Annotated in this window: 12 protein-coding genes and 5 pseudogenes; 7 read left to right on the top strand and 10 right to left on the bottom strand. The window is 55.6% G+C overall.

The features are described 5' to 3' along the window. Positions 1 to 541: 541 nt before the first annotated feature. The gene (locus tag CP557_RS08210) at positions 542 to 3,835 is read right to left on the bottom strand and encodes an ATP-binding protein (protein ID WP_143825057.1); all 3,294 of its coding nucleotides are present in this window, start codon (positions 3,833 to 3,835) and stop codon (positions 542 to 544) included. A gap of 899 nt (positions 3,836 to 4,734) precedes the next feature. Between CP557_RS08210 and CP557_RS08205 the strand changes: the two genes are divergently transcribed. Together CP557_RS08205 and CP557_RS08200 are read left to right on the top strand one after the other, a co-directional pair. After that, positions 4,735 to 6,117, top strand: coding sequence for an ATP-binding protein (locus tag CP557_RS08205; RefSeq protein WP_097379449.1), 1,383 nt, complete (start codon positions 4,735 to 4,737; stop codon positions 6,115 to 6,117). Between the two features lie 577 nt (positions 6,118 to 6,694). Beyond that, positions 6,695 to 7,543, top strand: coding sequence for a DNA-binding protein (locus CP557_RS08200; protein ID WP_097379448.1), 849 nt, complete (start codon positions 6,695 to 6,697; stop codon positions 7,541 to 7,543). 237 nt (positions 7,544 to 7,780) lie between these two features. On the opposite strand, the gene CP557_RS08195 is transcribed toward CP557_RS08200, so the two are convergent. Then, positions 7,781 to 8,455, bottom strand: coding sequence for an IS6 family transposase (locus CP557_RS08195; RefSeq protein ID WP_097379447.1), 675 nt, complete (start codon positions 8,453 to 8,455; stop codon positions 7,781 to 7,783). Positions 8,456 to 9,172: 717 nt separating this feature from the next. Between CP557_RS08195 and CP557_RS08190 the strand changes: the two genes are divergently transcribed. After that, a complete protein-coding gene (locus CP557_RS08190; protein WP_097379446.1) occupies positions 9,173 to 9,766 on the top strand; it encodes an LURP-one-related/scramblase family protein in 594 nt (197 codons plus the stop codon). Positions 9,767 to 10,111: 345 nt separating this feature from the next. Next, positions 10,112 to 10,363: a hypothetical protein gene (locus CP557_RS08185; protein WP_097379445.1), complete on the top strand. Its 252-nt coding sequence runs from the start codon at positions 10,112 to 10,114 to the stop codon at positions 10,361 to 10,363. 183 nt (positions 10,364 to 10,546) lie between these two features. Here CP557_RS08185 and CP557_RS08180 read toward each other — a convergent pair. The 3 genes and pseudogenes from CP557_RS08180 to CP557_RS08170 all read right to left on the bottom strand — a co-directional run. Beyond that, positions 10,547 to 10,976 (bottom strand): annotated as a pseudogene (locus tag CP557_RS08180) (hypothetical protein); the annotation flags it as partial. A 362-nt stretch (positions 10,977 to 11,338) separates the two neighbouring features. Further along, positions 11,339 to 12,265 carry a DMT family transporter gene (locus tag CP557_RS08175; RefSeq protein WP_097379444.1) on the bottom strand — a complete coding sequence of 309 codons (927 nt, stop codon included), beginning with the start codon at positions 12,263 to 12,265 and terminating at the stop codon, positions 11,339 to 11,341. Beyond that, positions 12,265 to 12,903: a nitroreductase family protein gene (locus tag CP557_RS08170; RefSeq protein WP_097379443.1), complete on the bottom strand. Its 639-nt coding sequence runs from the start codon at positions 12,901 to 12,903 to the stop codon at positions 12,265 to 12,267. The genes CP557_RS08175 and CP557_RS08170 overlap by 1 nt, the downstream gene beginning before the upstream one ends. Positions 12,904 to 12,986: 83 nt before the next feature. On the opposite strand from CP557_RS08170, the gene CP557_RS08165 reads away from it, so the two are divergent. Next, complete coding sequence (locus CP557_RS08165) at positions 12,987 to 13,649, top strand: helix-turn-helix domain-containing protein (protein WP_097379442.1); 663 nt, start codon at positions 12,987 to 12,989, stop codon at positions 13,647 to 13,649. Positions 13,650 to 14,118: 469 nt separating this feature from the next. Here CP557_RS08165 and CP557_RS23495 read toward each other — a convergent pair. Next, positions 14,119 to 14,805, bottom strand: a pseudogene (locus CP557_RS23495) (transposase); the annotation flags it as partial. 57 nt (positions 14,806 to 14,862) lie between these two features. Here CP557_RS23495 and CP557_RS23005 point away from each other — a divergent pair. Then, a pseudogene (locus CP557_RS23005) lies at positions 14,863 to 14,988 on the top strand (PadR family transcriptional regulator); the annotation flags it as partial. Between the two features lie 85 nt (positions 14,989 to 15,073). On the opposite strand, the gene CP557_RS08145 reads toward CP557_RS23005, so the two are convergent. The 4 genes and pseudogenes from CP557_RS08145 to CP557_RS23000 all read right to left on the bottom strand — a co-directional run bounded on the left by CP557_RS08145 (position 15,074) and on the right by CP557_RS23000 (position 19,311). Next, entirely contained in the window at positions 15,074 to 15,388 is a 315-nt protein-coding gene (locus CP557_RS08145; protein WP_245852952.1) for an ArsR family transcriptional regulator, read from the bottom strand. Positions 15,389 to 15,844: 456 nt separating this feature from the next. Then, positions 15,845 to 16,069, bottom strand: a pseudogene (locus CP557_RS08140) (transposase); the annotation flags it as partial. Positions 16,070 to 16,253: 184 nt separating this feature from the next. Beyond that, the gene (locus tag CP557_RS08135) at positions 16,254 to 18,662 is read right to left on the bottom strand and encodes a DEAD/DEAH box helicase (protein WP_097379440.1); all 2,409 of its coding nucleotides are present in this window, start codon (positions 18,660 to 18,662) and stop codon (positions 16,254 to 16,256) included. 121 nt (positions 18,663 to 18,783) lie between these two features. Next, a complete protein-coding gene (locus tag CP557_RS23000; RefSeq protein ID WP_245852950.1) occupies positions 18,784 to 19,311 on the bottom strand; it encodes a hypothetical protein in 528 nt (175 codons plus the stop codon). Between the two features lie 377 nt (positions 19,312 to 19,688). Here CP557_RS23000 and CP557_RS23490 point away from each other — a divergent pair. Continuing rightward, positions 19,689 to 20,231: pseudogene (locus CP557_RS23490) on the top strand (AAA domain-containing protein); the annotation flags it as partial. Between the last annotated feature and the right edge of the window lie 3 nt (positions 20,232 to 20,234).

Genomic DNA, 20,234 nt, shown 5'->3' with positions numbered 1-20,234 from the left:
TCGGCCATCGACTCGAGCAGAGGCGCTGAAACGAGTCCGAGACGGCGAGGGGGCGTCAGAGACGAGTTGAGCATGCCAACAGGAGTAATTAGAGGTGGGACAATTCGAATCTCATAATCGGCCTTCGTCTGCTGGTTTTGGTTCTTTGCGGTCTTCGATACGCTCGAGCAGTCGGGGAATTCGATTTCGGAGACCGATTTCGGTGACCGATTTCGGATCTGCTCTGTGAAAGTTCGAATCAGCGGGTGCAAAGAGAGGGTCTCCTCCTCGATTTCCTCCGCTCGAGGCGCATCTGAGAATCTATAGCAGGAGTTGATTCCGGACTATAGCTCGAGCGAAATGGATCGGTTCGACAGAGCAAGGCATGCAGTATCCGATCGATCAGCCCACCTAGTTACGCCCCTCGAGAACCCAGCCACGGCAGCCTTGCGGTGGATTGAGCCGATTATGAACGGGAAATGGCCGTTTCTGTGATGGGTACACGACGTCTCGAGGTGAGAACAGAGACGAATCGTCGTTGGGAATCCCGTACCGCTTCGAACTATACTGTATCCGGTTCCGGTGAGTGATCTCGAAGCCACTCTGCGGGGTAGACTGCCGTCATCCCTGGCGTGTCGATCCGGAACTGTTGGGGCGGCGTGGTTTCTGCATACGTTTTCTCGACGCGGGGTGTGCCCTCGAGAGGAGCGTTGAGTGCGGAGAGTATTTTGTGTCCGTCGGCTTGTTTCATGACGACCCAGATCGCGGCCTCGGGTTCGCAGGCGGCCATCTTATCGAAATCTTCGGGCACTGCACGTCGCGTGTCGTGGTTGATGCGTTCGACCTCTGCCGTGACGATGATTTCGCCGTCGGAGGTCACACCTGCGAGATCGAGTCGATGTTGGTCGTCGAGTTCGTAATATGGGATGATTTCAGAGACGCTCGAGTCTGGGTTCTCCGCATATGCTTCCTCGAGATAGTGACGAGTGACTTCGATTCCGAAGACGTGTTCACTGGACTCGTCGAGATCGCCGATCCCGTGGCCATAGTCGACGCCTTTGCGATAGCTCTCCCCAATTACGGATCTGCCGTCCGAAGAGACGGTGTAGAGGCGATGTGGGTGATCCGTATCGTGTCGGAGGAGGTCGGCCTCGAGCAGCGGGGAGATTTCGTCGGGTTCGATGCCGACGTACTCCTGCAGTCTGAGCATGGAGTCGTACAGGAGATCGTACTCGAGGGGATCATAGCGGAGTTGCTGAGCGTTGTATACCGTCTGTAGAAAGAGCAGTTGGCGATCGCTCCACTCGGTGGCAGCACGCTCCTCGGGCGTGAGTTTGAGATTGATCTCGCAGACGGGGATATCGTCCGAATCGACGTCCGTAAGCGTGTGACAGCAGTCGATCGCCCGCTTCATTCCATCGATAGTCGGGTCGTAGCGGTTTGCACACGAGTCACAACAGAGGGCGTGTATCGATTCGTCGTAGCTCACGCAATCGGGAAGCCGCTTCGTATGTGGGAGTAACGACCCGACATAGAGTGACTCTTCTCCGGTTTCGTCCCCCTCCCCGGGACCGTTTTCGTTACCCGTTTGGCCCCTCCCCGACGGAGTGGTCTCGTAATCGAGTCCCGATTCATTCCACGTCTCCAACTCGGTGAGTTCGAACGCGGCCTCGAAGGTCTGTGCGCTCTCGTCGTCGAGAGGAGCGTCGCTCACCGGGTGCCCGTCAGGGGCGGGCAGTGACCGGCCGAGAAACGGCCGTGGGACGGGCGAACCGAACGCGGCTGCCGGGCGGATGAGCCACTCGCCGTGGCGAATTGCCGCAAGTCGTCTGGCGACTTTTTTCGGCGGAACGTCGTCGGTCGCGAGCGCCTTCGCGAGATCGTCTTCGATACTGACGTTACCGACGACGAACGTCCCGATCTCGTTGAGCGCTTCCTCGTACGTGTGATTCGATGGATCCGGGGAATCGAGTTGGCTCGGAAACTGAACGCCGAGCATGAGGGAGAGGCCGAACGACCGCCCCTGTGAGAGGAGCGTATCGACCAGTTGCGTCGCGACGACATCTTTCGCTTCCTCGAGATACAGATTGACCAAGAGTGGAGTTTCGGACCGCTCCGGGCTTTCGGACCGAGCTTTCAGTGCCGTCCACAGGTTTGAGAGGAAGACGAGCGTGAGGGCGCGTTTGATCCGCTCTTCCATTCCGCCAAAGTCGAAGATGATGACCACATCATCGTTGATAACATCGATGAAATCGAAGTGTGGGCTCGTCTGGTCATCAGCTGTCTCATCCCGCGAACTCGCTCTCTCCCCACCAGTCTCGTCTTCCGCGTCGTGAACAGCGGGGACGTGATCGAACAACGGTGCGAGTCGATCGTCAGTCGCGATCATCTCGACTCGAGCCACGGCACCGCCGAGGACCATGTTGAAGACGTCTCGGTCGCGCTCTAGCAATCCGGCGAAGTATTCGGTGAGTCGGTCATCCGAGGTCGGCGGTGGCGTTCGATCGCCGAGCGTGCGTTGAAGCGCTCGATAGAGGTCTTTGTGCGAGACGATATCCGAGCCGTGAATCGGATCGAACAATGCTCGAAGGTGGTTTCGAATCGCCTTTGTCGACTCTGTCGCCCCGTAGTACTGTTCTTCGCCCATCAATCCCGCGAGGATCTCCTCGTAGTGGCCCGCGATTCTCGATCGCGCCTCCTCGCGTGAGAGGCCTGCATCGAGCAGTGACCTGATATCGAAGATCGACAGCGCGGGCAATAGTTTGGTGAGGTCGAAGTAACGGACGTTCTCGAGGCTGCCGTGTGCCACGTAGTGTGCTCGAAGATACTCCTCGGCCGTTCCCCCTCCCTTGTAATCGAAGAGAATTTCCGGACCGTCTGTTGCTCCGACGTTCGAAAGCATCGCGCCGGCGGTGAGGACGGATTTCCCCGAGCCCGTATCGCCGACGACGAAGAGATGTCTGTCCTGGAGCGATGGTGGGAGGACGAACGGGTTCTTGTATGGTTGGCGGTCGTCAGTGAGAGGCATACAGAGCGCTTGACCGACCCCCGTATATCGCTCGAGATCGGCCGGCGATGGCAGGGGAAGTCCGGTTCGTTCGGATTGTCGAGCGCCGAGTGCTCGCTGCCCGGTCGGCGTGAGACCGACGCCGTCGATCAAGCAGAATCCGGGCAGTTCGTCCAGCGAGACGACGATTCCAGCGCTCTCGGGAGTCTTCCACGGAAGACGGCTCCCGACGGTTTCGTACGTCGGTTCGGGACAGGTCCGATCACGGATCTCTTCGAAAAGCCGGCTCGCAGGCGGACATATGCCCGTATGGAGGTCGCTGTCCGTAATGACGTGTCCCCGGATGGTATGGTACGGTCCGCTCAGGTGTCCGAACACGCTCGCCAGACTGCGAACGATCGCGTCGGCTTGCTCCGGATTCCGAGACTCGTCTGCGAACGCCACCGCTCGAGCGGAGAGGCAAAACATCCGTTGGAGGTCTCGCGTCTCGAGATCGGCGAGGCGGTCTCGGTATGCGGGTGAGAGGTCCGTCGTCTCGAGTTTTTCGTCCGCGTTCGGGAAGATAAATCCGAAGACGCGATCTGCGGGTGTGACAAGGCTGCGCTCGAGATCGTACCGGTACTGGTCTGCGGTCGCCCGCTGATCGCCGATCGGGCGACAGACGACCTGATAGACGATGGGAACCGCCGAATCACAGAGCGTTTCGACGAGCATCGCCAGTGGGACGCGCCGCGATTTCGACTCGTCTTCGGTCGATCGTGGCTGTGAGGAACGGTCGGTGATCTCGTCGAACGTTGCGAGCGAGGTTTGCCAGTCCTGGCGGATGTCGGTAGTAGCGCGATATTCCACACCAGCGACGTACGGTTGTGTTTGGATCTCAGGGACCTTGCTATCACCAGCAATCGACGGCGTCGAACGCTCGTTCCCTATAGAGACCGAACACGAGGCTTCGATTTGGCGCGGATGCCATTCGACCCGTGTCAATTCGTACGTGTCCGGAAACCACGTCCGAAGAATCGCCTCGAGTTCATCGAGAAACGAATCGTGTGTCGTGCCGACGAGATACCGAATGCTGGTATCCGACTGCCCGTCAGCGACGAGCAGCCACTCGACGATCGGCTGTTGAGTTCCGTTCCGCAGCGCCGACCAGACACTCGAGTGAGAGAGTTCTCGTAGGCTCTCGTACAAAAGCGACGTCGCCTGTGAAACGGCCGTCGCGTTGAGTGGCTTCGTCGATGGTCGAATTTCGATATACGCTCGTGGCTTGTAAGATGGTGACTCCGTGTGAACCCCGGTTGTTTCGTCGCAGATCTCTGGACTCGAGTCACTGCTGGTGTCATTTTTAAGAGTGGTCGAACTCGAGTTCTCGAGAGAGATAGTCGTCTGTTCCTCAGGTATCGGCGTCGCGTCTTTCTCTGTCGGCATTAGTTACGGGAAGTCTGGCACAGACAGCGCTTACGCGGACCGTAGTATGAGCGCTTCTGAGACTACGACTTTCAATACGTGTACTATAGTAGCAAATCTAATAAATAGATGTCGAGCACGGATGATCGATTGTTCCGGTCGACTACCAGAGTTGCTCTGTGACGAGCGGTCGCGGTGACGTTGTTCACTGGTGTCTCTCATCGAATTCGCGTCCGTCCACCTCATCCATTGAGATTCTAAACCTGCCTAAACGTCTCATGGAGGCCTGTTTCTGAGCGCACCAAAACACACAAGTCATTATTGCACTAATCATTAGACAAAGTATGACCTTCTATGACCGGAGCGATGAGTTGGAATCGTTACAAACCGCTTTTAGCGCACCTGGTCACGCGTTCTACGTCGTCTATGGACGCCGGCGCGTCGGAAAGACAGCACTTCTCAAGGAATTCTGCGTCGACCGACCGCATCTCTACTATCTCTCCGCTCAAGAAGCAGAGCACCGTCAGCGTGAGAAATTCGTCGAACAGGTAGCCGATTCGTTCGACGACCGCGTGCCCCAAATCGATGGATGGGACGATGCGTTTGATTATCTTAGTGACAAGCTCACAGTAGAAGACAGAATCGTCGTCATTGACGAATTTCCATATTTAATCGAGGAGAATGACTCGCTTCCATCCTACATCCAGGCGTTCGTCGACGAACAACTCAGAGACACTGACTCGATGCTCGTCCTCTGCGGATCGAGTGTGAGTACGATGGAATCCGAGGTGCTCGGTCACGAGAGTCCGCTGTACGGCCGCCGTACCGGGCAGATCGATCTCCAACCGTTTTCGTTTCAAGAGGCTCGAGCTGTTATTTCCTATGATATTGCAGACGCGATCCGGTCGTACTCGGTCACTGGCGGGACGCCGATGTACTTGACTCTCTTCGACTACGGGCAATCGCTCGCCAAGAACATCCAGACACACGTCCTCTCGCCGACAGCAATACTCTACAACGAACCGGAATTCCTGCTTCGGACGGAATTACGAAGTCCCGCCCGGTACCTGAGTATCCTCGAAGCAGTGGCGCTGGGCCATACGACGCCGAACGAGATTTCGGGCGCGACTGGAATCGATTCGGGGCCACTGTCGAAGTATCTCCAAACGCTTCGCCAACTCCGACTCCTCGACCGCAGTGTCCCAGTCACAGCATCCGGGAAGAAGTCCAAACGTTCTCGATACCGCGTTGCTGACGAGTTTCTCCGATTCTGGTTCCGCTACGTCGAGCCGAACCGCTCTAGCATTGAAGAAGCACCGTCGGTCGTTTTCGACGGCACCATCGAGCCAGATCTACCGATGCACGTCGCAACGACGTTCGAAGACATCTGTGAAGAAGCCGTCTGGGAGTTGATCAGACGTGGCAACCTTGCGCCGTACTCCGACGTCGGACGTTGGTGGTACGGTGAAGAAGAGATCGACATCGTCGGTCTCGCCCCCACTGATGACCGTATCCTCCTCGCCGAATGCAAATGGACCAGTGACCCGATCGACCACGGACTCGCTGCAGACCTTCGAGCAAAGGCGGACAGCGTCCGATGGGGTCCGAACGATCGCACTGAGCAGTTCACCCTCTTTTCGAAAAGCGGATTCGTCGACGGTCTCGCTGACGACCTCGACGACAATTGGTCACTGTTCGATCTCGATGATCTCAATCAGATTATCTGAGATTAGGCGAGCGACTTGATTCAGGCGTATTCGAAGCAGTCGTCCCTCAGGAAGAACTTGGATGATATACGAGTAGGAGCGTAGGGACGAGTGATCGACCATCTGACGAACGTCCCAACCCCCTCGCACAGTCGACTCCCGCGACTCGCTGCGCTCCTCGCTTCGTTGCGGTGCTTTCGTCGTCGGGGTTCGTCGACTGCACTCGCCCGTTGGACCCCACCCATGCCGGGTGTTTAGCCAGTTATCGTCTCTGTTTCTCGATCGAGAACCGCGCACACAACTCGCCGCTTCTGCCCTCCGCTCGCTCCCACTCTTCGGACACCAGTATTAAGCGCGCTTTCGGTCTTCGCTCGCGCTCAGACGCGAAAACGGCTTAAAACTGGACGCTCGCTCCGGTGGAAGCGACGCGCGGTGCTGGTTGCTCGGGCATCGGCGCGTCTCGCTCGCGCCCTGACGGGCGCCTGCGAAGGCGCGAGCGAGACGCGTGTGATGGAGCGTTGGAGAGCGACGAGAGCCAGGGCTGGAGAGTCGTGGTGTCGGAAAAGACGCCGAGTGAGCGCCTTCGGACTGAAGTCCAATGTCTAGTAGGAAGTCGATTAGCAAGGTCGTTTCGGTCGATGAACAAGCGTACAAACAAGATGGCGCTCGAGAAGGGCATCCGGATATCGTCGATGAGACGCCGGAGTTCCGGGCCACGGTGGAGATGGAGATTCAGGCGAAAGTAGATGCGAACCACCCGGACGGAATCGTCGATACGAGCGACGATCGGATCTACGGCGCGACTCTGGCCCAGGAAGAACGCATTCGAGCCAGAGAAGAAGAGCTCGAGCGAATCAGTGAACAGGCGGTAGTCGGTCGACAGGAGGGACGGGCGGAACGAACGAGAGCAGCGGTCGAGGAGGCGTGTCAAAACCGGCGGACGAATGTGCGAGATGATCCTCGTGAAAAACTCGAGCGAGCGGTAGTGGGAGAAATCAATCGACAGGCACAGCGGTTGGCCGAGGACGTCGCCGGTGGCTACACCCGAGCGGTCATCGCGAAGCGAATCGCGAGTCGAGTTCTCGAGGGCGTAGAGCTGTTCGAGGCGGTGATGGCGACGAAAGAAGAGATGCTACATGAAGCAGGGACGATCGTGCCGATCGGGAGGCTCGAGGAGATTAGGCGGGGAGAGGTCAGTGTGGACGGTCGCGTGATCGACCTGTGGGAACCCTCGAGTACGAGTATCCAACAGGTGGGGTTGATCGAAGACGAAACGGGACGAACGAAGTTCACTATCTGGTCGAAGAGCCGGCAGACGATGGTCTGCAAGGGCGAGCGGGTGCGGTTCAGGGCGGCTGCGAAGAACTGGTACAATGGACGATGTTCGATCGCGCTGACTCGATGGTCGGAAATCGTGTTCCCAGAGCGCGGTCAGTGGTGGGAGTAGCGCTGTAGTCTCCTTTTTGTTGGATCCCGATCACCCACTACCCGCCTCCCCACCCACCTCCACGTTCCGGGCTGCTCACGGCCGAAGGCCGTTCGCTGCCGGGCTTTCGCTCTACTGTTTATTTAGAAAGCGGTTGGAACGCAATCAGATCATTCGGTGACATCTTCTCCACCCTACTCGCTCACGGTTGACGCCGTTCGCTCCTTGAGGTTGGACTTTCTGTTTCTACGGCACTGTCTAGTTTAGCACCTCCGCTGGCGGTTGCTTATTGAGTGACTGGTACGGTCGCTGTGTGTTATAGTAGTGGACAAACTGTTCAAGTAATTCTCTTGTGCTGGCCCGACTGCCAACCCATGAGCTATGGAAGCGGTCGATCCGCATGTTGAGGGTATGAAACCACTTTTCGATGTGGTTTCGATCAACGTAGTCGAGGTGACCGCTCAACCCTAATCGAGAGAAGGCAGTTAGATAGCCAGCACCATCGACGAGAAACTTAGCGTCGGAGAGATCGTGTTTCTCGGCGAGTCCATGCAGAAACGCAGCAGCTGGATCGGTGCCTCGCCGTCCGAAGAGCGCGACATCGAGAATGAGTTTCGTGTCGAGGTCTATTGCAGCGTACATCCAAGATCGGTCGCCGTTAATCCTGACAGCGGTTTCGTCAACCGCGACCCGCGACGGCGAAGCCGTCGGCGGATCTGGCACGCTGTCAGCCAGCCGATGCACCCAGTACCAGATTGCTTGATGAGAGCGTTCAACGCCGAGTGAGCGAAGAATCGCTTGTGTCTCTCGAAGCGAACAACCGGTCGTATGGAGTCGGACGGCGAACGCCCTGACGGGCGTTGCCGTCCGCTCACGCTCCCAACATTCATCAAATTCCGCTGCGTAGCTCTCGCTGAGCAGGTCTGCGAGCATCTTAGCCAATTCACTCAACGACCTGCTCATTTCTCAAACTGACTCAACTAGACAGTGCCCGGAAGGATTAATGGTAATGGTTGAAACAATAGTTTGTCTCCGGCTCCCCTTCCTCCCTATCCGGAGACTGCTCACATCCCCCCACTTACCATTTCGAAGGTATCCACAGATGCGTTAGCGGTCTCGCAAGGTCACTGTTGAAATTAGTAAGGCTCGCGAGATCGTCAGGCTTGTCACAGCGAAGTTTACTCGAGAGAAAACGCCAGCCAGAGGCTAGCGTAGAAGCTCCCCAACCCTGATGGTGGGTGTCCGATCTGGGTGGGTCCGAGACCGTGTGTGACAATATGGCTATTGACCCCTTGTTGGGACAATCTCGAAGGCAGGATTGGCCTGTCGTGGTGGACAGGTAGGTTAGCTGAATGTCTGAACCTTTCCCCGCCATTTGACCAAAGGTTGTCGTATCGCATGAATGTATTGGCCATCTGAGAACGACCCCAACGAATAATACCATGTTCAGAATACAGCGGAACGCCTCCACACCTCGTCCGTCGTGGTGGCTCAGTCATTCACCAGACTTCCTTCTTTCATCGCTGTTCGTCGGTCGAAGATCGGTAGGGAACACTACGTTCGACGGTTCACGACAGTCGGCACTGAAAGACACACGCTCTACATGTCCAGAGTTTAAGTAATAGCCCCCCAGAAAATCTCCCTCAAAGGATGAAAGAACCAAAACAATACGAAATCACTGGTCTCGGCCTCTCGGGCACCCAGTATACCGTCGAACAAACGGGAACGGACAAGAACTTTCGACCCGAGTACGAAGCCAGAGACGTCACTGGCGACACGATATTCCGCTGCACCTATAACATGTACGAGGAGAAAGACGAACTCCCCTTCGTCGATGCCGACGGAGACGAACTGTTTACCGTCAAGGCGAGCGAAACCTGGGACATCGCCGGCGACTATCTGCTTACAGATAGCCAGACTGGAGAAGACATCGTCGTTCTAGACAACGACTTTTCGCTCTTCCAAGACACTTGGCGAATCCGCGACGCTGAGGACGAGTCTCTCATCGCCGAAATCAACTCGCGTGGTGCACTCTTCACCGTGGGTCGGAAGATCCTGCCAGTGGGCCAGTGGATCGGACACAGGTTCAAGGTAACTGATCCCGAAGGCAACTCCGTTGGAACCATTGAGAGCGGTTTCGCAGTTTTTGACCAGTACGAGATCACGATTCGCGATAGAAGTTCGGTTCCAGTAGATCCAGTATTGGCAGGAGCAGTTGTGATAGACGCAATTCAGGAGAATTGAATCATCGACTCCGTTGAAAGAGGTTGAGAAGGACGCCCCCAGACAGCCATATCGAGCCGGTCGAACGCCTTACACAACGTCGAAAGAGAGGAGAGTTTTTCAAGTTCGAGAGTGAACCCTATTCTTCAGATATATTTTTGACTGGAACAGCTGTTACGTAGATGTGCACACTTACCAACCTGAGTGGGTCAAATCAACGCTTGACCTTAGGGAGGGCATTTCCGTATAACTGCTAAATGGATCGCTATGAACCGCCGTTCGTATCTCGCTGTCGCCAGTCTTACCGTCTCCAGCCTCATCGCTGGTTGCTCCTCGGATAAGCCCACAGAACCAGAGTGCCACTTGATGCACGAAATCGTCGAATCACCAGAAGACTACGGTGAGCCAGTTGATACGTACAGATATGAAACCCTGAGCAGTGACGCACAGCGGGTGGTTGAAGAGGTCGTCACCAAAGGAAGCTATTCAACTACGAATCAAAGCCTCGAATCGACGGAATTCCGGTATTGGGACACAACGACCGTCTACAACGTCACCTACCAAAACGAGACGCACGTACTGCTCACGTATACGGGCGGGGGGTGCGAAAGCCAGTAGATGGGCAATGTGTAGTGTCTAAGCTCCCTGTCCCCGCATCGTTCTGCGGATGGAACCCGGTGTATACTAGTTGGTTTTGAGTGGTATTTTTGCGTGGACAGCGTTCCAGTCATGCGATTCTTCGTGGACAGAGGTGTCCATGCAGTTTCCGTGGATAGCCGATCTGCGTGGACAAGTGATGAAAGGAACGCTGTCCTTCGAGAGTACTCCGTCATCAGGGACACGAGCGAACTCTGTGTTCCCATCGGAAAGGACGTGCTCGCCGTTGTCGCGCGTCCAGACGGTCTGATTACAGAACCTTCGCCGGCCGGTCTGGCGTTGTTGTCGCTGCCTCGATGTTAAACACCACATCATGGTCTGGATGCGTCGCAACTGCGTCAGGTTGCTCGCTCCCATCCTGCTCGAGGATCTCGACACTGAATCCGCGTTCAGTGAGCGCTATCTCAGTATCCAGAAGCACTTCATCGTGGCTAGTTCCACCAGCCGAGCCGCCAGTGCCCGTCTTGGGCCGGACTAACTCTTCACCCTCGTCAGTGAGGCGAGCGACGATCTCGTCGTTCTGCAGGTCGACTTCGATCAACTGCGAGGCGTCGCGCACGTTCGGCAGGTCTTCGTATCCAGAAGGCAGTGACTATGTCAGTGGTATACAACTCATTTCGAATATCAATGCCAAACTGATACGACTCACATAGGTATCGCGTTTTACAGTTTTCGTTGGGAGACATTTGCTCGGACTGGGCTCAGTTATGATGGATTGGCTAATTATCCAATATTACTCTCGGTATCTAGCTTCTCGTTCGGACGGTCAGACCGATCGTCAGCCGCTAGGCACCGCGGTAACCGGTACATTCGCCGAAATAGCCGGCTGGCTCGCGAACGATGGGATCATCGCCGGACTTGTTCGCCCTACTCGTTGTAGGCCTCGGTAGGGGTGGTCTGGCCAATGCAATGGTCGAGCGCTATAAGAGCAATGCTCTACATCGCTTGGGGGTCACCGAACGTGAGGAGGCCAACGCCAAGTGCGATGAGGATACCACCGATGGCGAGCCCCTGTGGCGGAGCTTCCCCGAGGAGTAAAACAGCGATAGGGACACCGACGACGGCACCGACCGAGCCGAGAAGGCTGAGATAGACCGGCCCGCCGTGCTTCTGAAGGACGAAGAACAAGAGATACTGGAACGAGAATGCCGCCATCTGTGCGAGAATGAGGAGGACCGGCGCGGCGTTATCCGTGGGCACCACGAGAGAGAATCGTGCCACATCTCTCAGGAGAGTCCCCGTGAGTGCGCCGACGGCCAGTAGCATGAGTCCGGATGCAGCGAGCATACCGGGCGCGAGCTCGTCGGGGGTGGCCCCTTCTGGCCAGCGGATTGTCCGGTAGATGTTACCGACGGCGAGGATGAGCGGTGCACTGAGGGTTGCGACGACCCAAAACCCGTCGACATCAGGCTCGGAGAGCTTGAGGGCGGCGAGCAAGGCGGCGCCCCCCAGTGAAAACGCTACGCCCGCCGCGCGGCGAGTCTGGAACTCCTCCATGCCGAGGAGAAGTGCACCAAGATACGTGAATAGAGGCGGGAACGCGATTGCGAGCGCAACGAAGCCGGCTCCGACGCGGGGGACGGCAGCGAAGAGCAGGAGGTTCGGTGCGGCAACGCTGACTAAGCCAGAGACGACGAAGTACTCGGTCGTGCGGGCAGTAAGCGGAGGGAGCCGGTGGCGGGCGGCCCCGACCCCGGCGAGGACGGCCGTGGACCCGACGAGCGACCACGCGAGGAAGGCCAAGGGATTAAGGCCGGCGCCGGCGGCGAGCTTAGCGAGATTGGTCGAGATGCCGAGGAAAACACCCGTGCCGAGGAGAGAGGCGAGCGGGATTGTCCAGTTCGATTCGGTTGGAGTAGTCACTACTCATCTCCCCCTTTCTCGGCACCATCGAACGCTCCTTCGATAACGATATCATCCAGAAGCTTTCTGTCGCTCGGTTCTTCGCGCTCCCGGAGCGTATCCGGGAGTAAATCCGGAGGGCCTTGAATGCCGATTGCCGCCATCGCCTCGATCGTGTAGGCCGATGGAATAGAGAGGGCTGCTGCCGCCTGCTCGTAATCAAAACCACCGATTCCGTGGACGACCAACCCGCGCCTGGCCCCCTCGAGTGCGAGGTTTTGCCACGCGGCACCCGTATCAAACGAGTGCGTTCGTGACAGTTCGCCACTGTAGTCGAATGTCGTTTTCGAAAGTATGACGACGAGCACGGCTGCTCGTTTCGCCCACGTTTTGTTTTCATTCGAGAGAAAATCGAGATAGACATTCCAATGGTCGTCACCCTTGGCCGCGTAGAGGAACCGCCACGGCTGGTTGTTGTACGACGATGGAGCCCATTTTGCCGCCTCAAACAGCGGCATGAATTCCTCTTCATCTAGTGATTTGCCAGTCATCGCCCGTGGCGACCAGCGATTCACGAATACCGGTGCGATGTCATAGTTTGGTATCCGGTGGTCACGTACGTCACTACGAATCTCCGCTTCTGAATTCCATGTAACCATGGTGGGTAGTAGATGAGAAGTCACCCTGGCTTCATACGTGAATAACTTTCTGCGTTTAAGTGACCAGCCAGCCAACGTTCGATATGCCTCGCATCCAGTTGCAGGTCAACGGTATGCCAGTAGACGATTGGCTAGCCGACACCTCTTCCGAGTTCCCGGCCGCTGAATTCAAACTGTTGGCTTCCCAACCAATAGATGAACACTTGCTCGAAATCGTCGAAGTAACGACGCCGGACGGAGATGTCCTCGTTCATCATCTCGAGAACTCCCCCGAGGTGCGATCATATGAGGTGATTCATTCCGACGAGCATTTGCTGCTGGTTCAGTTCGTGATTCCGATCTCGGAGACGTATGTAGCACTAAGTGCGTCTGGGATCCCTCCACGGTATCCGACTCTCCTTTACGATGGATGGTACTCCAAGGAGATAACGGCCTCACACGAACGATTGGCGGAGTACACGGAGGAGTTAGACAACGCTGACATTCCGTATCAGATTACGTCGTTAACTCAATCGCACGATTCGAACGAGTTGCTCACGGAACGCCAATGGGAATTCATAACTGAAGCAATCGAGCAGGGTTTCTACGATATTCCTCGGGATTGTACGCTCACCGATCTAACAGAGAGGTTCAATATCAATATCTCGGCAATGAGTCGATTGCGTCATCGGGCTGAAAGTCGGATTATTCAGGAATTCGTCGAAGGGTCAACTCCAAAATCGGGCCAGAATAGAACGCCGGAATAGACTTGAACTGACTAACGGGCCGGAGATGAATATCGTTTGCTTTCAGGCGGTGCCCGAGTGGTGTCCGCCGCAAGGGCGGGACGACCTGAACAACCGGCTCCAGCAGGCGTTACTCTCTGAGCACGAAATTTCCGTGTCGTTACCAGCTTATCGTGCCAGCCGGAGGTTGCGAGTCGTCCTACTGAATCCATTCACCGGAGTGGATACTATTCAGCGGCTCTTCGGTGGGATTGAATCGTTCCGAGACGTAGAAGAGATATAATCTATTCAGTAGACAATATCTGAATAGAAGGAACGCATCAAAACTATCTTCCGAGGTTGTGTAGTTCCCACAGTTTCGGAGAATAGTGCAGTCTCGGGTTAAATCCCCGCCGATTCGAGGTCAATCACCAAACTGGATGCTCGATTTCTGCCCATTCTGGACGAGACAATCGAGAGGGCATAGGAAATTCCGCGGATTTTGATGCTCCTACAGAGCGTTGCCACTCTCAATCGGCGAACCCAGTAGGGGATCCGTCGCTCGGTCAGGCGGTATCAATACCGAAACGATCATTTGGCACACTCACCAGCGGTCAGGACCGGCGCGTGGTTGATTTCGCCGTCGACCCCCGCTTCCAGCAGGAAGTCAGTGAGCCGCCAGATGTTGTACAACAGCACCGAAGTAAAACAGCCTGACACGGTAGTCCTTCGAGGATGTCTTCGCAAGGAAATCGTTCTTGATCGATTCGTACTCGTTCTCTATGTGCCAGCGCCGGCTGTAGCGCCGGCAGAACGACTCGGCCTCCTCCAGTCTGACTCTGAGATTTGTCGCGAATACGGCCGTTCCGTCGCTTTCGTCGACGGCACGTACAAAAACCGCATCGGATGGATCCCCCCTCAACGTGAACAGAAGCCGATTCCACCGCGACAGCTTGTCCGTCAGCCTCCATCGTCTTGATGACATCCCGCTCAGTGCTGTTGACCCACTTTGGGATGAGATAGTTCACCCCAATATTTGCCAGTGCATGGTAGACTCGCTGGGAATTGAAGTCGGGGGTACACAGCACGGCCTCTACAGGACGTGTTCTTTCGCACGCCGCACTAACCGCCGGACAATACGGTAGACCTGATTGGATAAATTCTCGTCCCAAGATGAACTCTCACGGACCGGCTCGATTTACGACGGTGGTGATCGCTCAGTTTCGGTGAAGGACAGAGCACGTCAATGATGGACTTGGTGAATAAGGACCTTGTCGAGAAAGGACAACTCGACAGGCGCACAAACTACTACGCGATTACAGACGAGGGAGAGCAAGTAATCGAGGATCGTCGTGAGTGGAAATCCCAGTACGTCGACTGAACCGATATCAGAAGTGGTCTGAATTCTTGCTTTGTTCTCTTGAATCGGTAAGTATAGGCAATGAGTTACTGTAGAAACTGTACAGTTACAACCATTCGTTAGGTAATTCGTCCTGATGATTGTTCATTAGTTCTATGAGTGGTCTGATTTCTTCAAAATTCGGCCCTTTTGTAACTACATGATCCTCTTTATCCCAGTTTATGAATCCATCCGCTTCTAATTTGGGAAGGTGGACGTGAGTCATATGTATGAGCAGTTCCTCTAAATCGACGTCTTCGACGTTCATGTCTCCGATATAGACTTTTGTATCGTCTTCAGGATTGTGTTCAAGCATGTGTACTAACAACCGTCGTCGTTGCGCATCAGCAAGTGTGTCAAATATTTCATCTACATTGGTCATGGCTTCCCTACTGCTTGGGTAGTTAAATGCGTCGTTCCAAAGAAAAAAGGGAGGTGTAATGATACGGGTGAACGAATAGATGGTCTGTCCGCAGGTGTAGTGTGTGGAGGAGTCACTGAATCAGCTGTGATGGAGTGGATCTCACTGAGCAACTTGCAATCACCGCTTTCGATAATAGGGTGAAAGCCCCTGGCACGCTCGAGTCCCGCGCCTGGCGAGACGCACGCGTCTCGCTGCCCGTCGCTCGTTTCACTCGCAAAGACCTCTCTGCGCTCCTCACAGGTTGCGGTGCTTGCGTCGGCGGGGTTCCTCGAGCGCGCCAGCCCCTTTCATCCCCACCCACGTGGACTGATTGGGTTGCTGTTGCGTTGGTTGTCCGCTCTTGGTATTCGGCCCGCCGCGCGGTGCTGGTTGGGTAATTAGTCACGAGTAGGGTTCGTGGAAACGTGCTGACACTCACGGACATAAGTATGTGAATACATCTGGTATATTGACGTCGTCCAGTGTACAGAGAGCAGCATCATGAAGTTCGTCAAGCGTTTCGAATAAGCGGTTGCCGAGTGATTGATCGAGTTGTCGCCAGCACTCTTCCGCGGGGTTCAACTCTGGTGAACCCCACGGAAGGTAACACAGTTCGATCGGAGTATCTTCAACGAATTCTTGGACTCTGTTCGCCGTGAAAGACGTTGTCGAGAGAGGTCATATCGGAGTAGCGTACCCTTCTTTGAAATATTTTTGTCTGACAGTATCAGCTACAGACCAATAGATCGTCAACGAGTACTGGTTGAAAATCCTCCCTCCAGCCAATCACGTTCTCTGAAGAAACCAGGTAAGGCTTGGTGGTGACAGCAGGATAAGAGACGCCTCAGAAATCGTCAAGTGACGTCGGTCGTGGTTCCGAGCCAATCGAGGTTTGTCCTCGTTCGATAGCTGTCGTTGAGTCACTTCCATCTGTACGTGTTTGTTTTTTGCCGCCGAACGCTTCGAGGAACTCCCGTCCAGATGCGGTGAACGGCGGCCGGGCTGGCACCGTTGTGTCGCCACCGATCCAGTCTTCGATTGCTTGGACGACTGTTGGAGCGGTTTGTGAACCGATACCCTCGGCGTTGCTGACAAGCCGTTGTTCGAAGCGAACTGAGTTTTCATACTGAACCGCTAACTTCTTGATCGTCGGATGCGACAAATCGATGGTATCGGTCCCCTCACCAAATTTTTGCCAGGCGTTTCGGATTCGATCGTCGAGGATTATTACTCGCCCACGAGCAATGCCTTGGTAACTCGTCAGATGGAGGTCTTCAGCAGTGACGCCGGCATCCATCTGTCGGGCCATCGTCTCTAGCCACTGTGGTGGCGTATGCGACGTTGCTGTGTACAGTTCAGCAAGCGGTCGAATCGCCTCTGCCAATTGGCTCCCGGTCCGCGAGACGTGTGAAACATCGATATCGAGTGTTAATTGGATTAGTTCGACATCGATTCCTTCGGCCCAGAGCCAACACATCACACCTGCTGTGACGCCGCCCTCATCGGTTCCCAGGTCATGGCGCTCGAGGAGTTCGAGAAACTCTGGACTCTCATCGTCAGTGACCGTCTCGCCGAGATTACACTGGTAGAACATCTCGGCCAATTCAGCGACGATTGTCTCTGGATCAGTTGGGGCAGTCGCTTCCAGTGTTTCGACCAACGATTTGATGGCAACGGGCGGACAGTCAATTCGTGTTGCGTGATCGTACTCGAACGCAGCCGTCCCAAGATCGGTCGTTGCAAGCATCGAATTTGAGACCATCTCGATGAAGCCATTCTCGACGAGTTCGGTGAGCACGTCACGAACCCGGTCGGCGATTTCGTCACGACCGCCCTGTGCTTCGCCGCCGATCATCGGGTTCTCTCCAAGCGTAAGTCGGTCCCGGAGCGCGTAGTGGCCGTACAAGGTCGACGAGACAAACTCGACCAGAGCGTCGACGGAGTCCCACCCGTTCTGGACTAACTCGATCAGAAGCCATTCGAGGTTCGTCTTTGCACTCTCGAGATTCGTCGTATAGTCAGCGTTCGAGTCCAAGCCTTTCGGATGGCCGAAATGCGAGCCGATCGACTCGAGTGACTTTTCCTCAACCGGGGTATCGAACTGGAAGACATCAGCAGCGTCTTCGCGACTGTAAATCGGGTAGGCGTAGGCTTCCTCCATCTCAGAGTCACGCCCAGCACGCCCGATCCACTGGATGTACTCCCACCGCCCAACGAAGTTCCCAAACCGGGTGAGATCGGCAACGATCACTGCCTGGACGGGACTGTCAAAGCCGTAGGCGAGCGTCGTGGTACACGAAATTGCCTGGATTTCACCGTTTTTGACACCCTTTTCCACGATCTGTTTGATGTCGTCCTCGAGTGCCGAATAGTGAAACCCGACGCCCTGTTCCAGACACTTGATCAGATCCTGATGTGTGTCCGTCAGTGTCGTGTCGATCGCATTCTCGATCTTCTCCCGGTAGTCGGTCTCCGGCCGTTTGAAATCTGAATGAGAGGCAATCTGGACCGCTCGCGAGCGAGTGTGATCCGTTGTGAAGTTAAAGATCATAAACGGCGCTTCATCGGCCCGCTTGGCCATGTGGTCGGCGATGAATTCGCCGTAGGTTTTGTTCCCACTCTTCTCGAGTGGTCGCTCGACGATGGGCACACCACGGTCTTCGGGGCTGATGATTAACTCGGCATCCAGCCATTGGGCGATTTCGTCGGGGTTGCCGATCGTCGCCGACATCGCACAGATTTCGATATCCCGATCCATGGCCATCGCGAGACTTTTCTCGATGGTTGGCCCCCGAAAGCCCGAGTACAATTCGTGGAAATCGTCATAGACGAGGACGTCGATCCGTGAATCAACACCACGGATTGCAGCTTCGAAGTGCGAATCAAACGTCGCGACGATCACATCGGCATACTGGTAGCCGGCTTCATCGCCCCACGTCGCGTTTGTCAGCGTATATCGGTCTGTATCGATCCACTTGTTGAGACTACTGTACTTTCCGTTCGTCAGCTGAACGCTCGGGACGAGATAGCCGACGGTCTGTCCTCGCTCGAGCGCCCGTTTGACGACAGCCTCAGCACAGAACGTTTTGCCGTTGCCAGTCTCAGCGACCAAGAGTGTATTCGACTCCTCAAGGCCGCCCTGTTCGAAAAAGGCACGTTGGGTTCCGTTGATCTCGTCGAACTGTTTTGCCTCGAGGAGGGCTTCGATACAGTAGGTTTCTGTTGCTGACAATGAGTCTGGAAGCTCCGCCATTGTGGGGTCTCGTTCTATTTCCGGACTTCTCAGTCTGTTATCAAAAGTATATTGGGTATGCAATAGTCGATTGTGATTCCGGACAACATACCTAGGATAAGCCACAAGAATATCGAGTAACTCAACAACTGTAACAGGTATGTCCCTCCTCTTCGACCACGCTCTTTCCAACTTCTCTCCAGAGGCCGGTCACCATTACGAGGTCTAGGCAGGCGATCTTGAATCCACTAGAGAGCGAGTCCCCGTCAAACCGATCGTCGAATTCGCTCAGCATCACGACCTCGAGTTTTCGGGCGACGATGATTACATCCCTATCCCACTCCATGGGATGGACGACGCCACACCGACTGGGGAGTACCTCGGATACGCCAACACAGATCTCCGGGGTGAAATCATCGTGTATCGCGACGAGGACGGTCGCGGGTCGATCAGCCTCTCTGAATTTGCAGAAGCCAGACTGGCACAGCGAGTTCGATTCCGGCACTCTGACTATCAGCCACCAACCCTTCCACAGAGCTACGATCGGCCCGTCGACGACAACGGGCCACCGCGGAAGACAATCGATCCGGATTCTTTCTGTGGTGACCTCGAGGAGTTCATCAGAAACGAGCGAGAGGCAACTCGCCAGGCAAACTATGAGCGAGCGCAATCGAACACTGCTCGTGAAATCTACATCAACGGAGGGAATGCGACTCCGACCGTCGAGTACAGGGGCCAAGATGGCGAGCAACGCAGACTCGAAGCGCAACCACTAACTGATGAGTCGGATGATCGCGACGACTGGGCATACTACGTTCCAAACACGTTCGGAATTCACCAAGGGAACGAGATTCTACTTCACGGTGATGGGGATGTCTTCCCGCTACCGGCGACCGTCGAAACCATCCGTGCCTTCGATTCACCGCCAGCGTCCACTGGAGCAACATCGAATCGTCGAATAGCGTCCGACACCATCTGTCGAACGACGCTAACCTCGGGATCTCCCTCTTGCTGAACACTGTCCCAACCGATCGTGAACTTGAGGCAGTGACTGAACTGCAGGACGATGCGTTCCTAGACGTTCTGACTGGCCAACGACCGATCACATTCACGAACGGAGCGGCTGCCCAAAGCACGCAAGCCGACACTGATTTCAATCAGGAACAGCAGTTGGCTTCGGAACTGGCGCTACTGGCCGACGACGTCTTCTGTATTCACGGCCCACCCGGAACAGGAAAGACACGGACGCTCATCGAGATCGTCCGGCGAGCTGGCGAAGCTGGCGAACGTGTGCTCGTCTGTACTGACTCGAACCAGGCAGTCGACAATATCGTCGTGGGAGACTCGACAGAAAACGACCCAGACGACAGTTCGCTTCATGCCTATGCACAGTATGAGAAGGACCAGTTCACGCTCAAACGGCTCAACGGCTCGAAGCGATCGAACGATCTCGTTCGGCAATATGGAACCACGAACGAGTCGCCAGACGTCGTCGCCGGGACGAACAACAGCACCGCTCAGCTTCCGAGTGAGTTCGATCTCCTGGTCCTTGACGAGGCAACGCAAGCAACGTGCGCGTCATCGTGTATCCCG

Source organism: Natrinema ejinorense (assembly GCF_002494345.1).
GTDB classification, from domain to species: Archaea; Halobacteriota; Halobacteria; order Halobacteriales; family Natrialbaceae; genus Natrinema; species Natrinema longum.
This window is presented reverse-complemented; position numbering and strand designations above follow the sequence as displayed.

Bases quoted from the DNA above. Each gene is read 5' to 3' on its own strand.
- CP557_RS08205 (WP_097379449.1), top strand. From the start codon at position 4,735: ATGACCTTCTATGACCGGAGCGATGAGTTGGAATCGTTACAAACCGCT.
- CP557_RS08200 (WP_097379448.1), top strand. From the start codon at position 6,695: ATGTCTAGTAGGAAGTCGATTAGCAAGGTCGTTTCGGTCGATGAACAA.
- CP557_RS08195 (WP_097379447.1), bottom strand. From the start codon at position 8,455: ATGCTCGCAGACCTGCTCAGCGAGAGCTACGCAGCGGAATTTGATGAA.
- CP557_RS08190 (WP_097379446.1), top strand. From the start codon at position 9,173: ATGAAAGAACCAAAACAATACGAAATCACTGGTCTCGGCCTCTCGGGC.
- CP557_RS08185 (WP_097379445.1), top strand. From the start codon at position 10,112: ATGCACGAAATCGTCGAATCACCAGAAGACTACGGTGAGCCAGTTGAT.
- CP557_RS08170 (WP_097379443.1), bottom strand. From the start codon at position 12,903: ATGGTTACATGGAATTCAGAAGCGGAGATTCGTAGTGACGTACGTGAC.
- CP557_RS08165 (WP_097379442.1), top strand. From the start codon at position 12,987: ATGCCTCGCATCCAGTTGCAGGTCAACGGTATGCCAGTAGACGATTGG.
- CP557_RS08145 (WP_245852952.1), bottom strand. From the start codon at position 15,388: ATGACCAATGTAGATGAAATATTTGACACACTTGCTGATGCGCAACGA.
- CP557_RS08135 (WP_097379440.1), bottom strand. From the start codon at position 18,662: ATGGCGGAGCTTCCAGACTCATTGTCAGCAACAGAAACCTACTGTATC.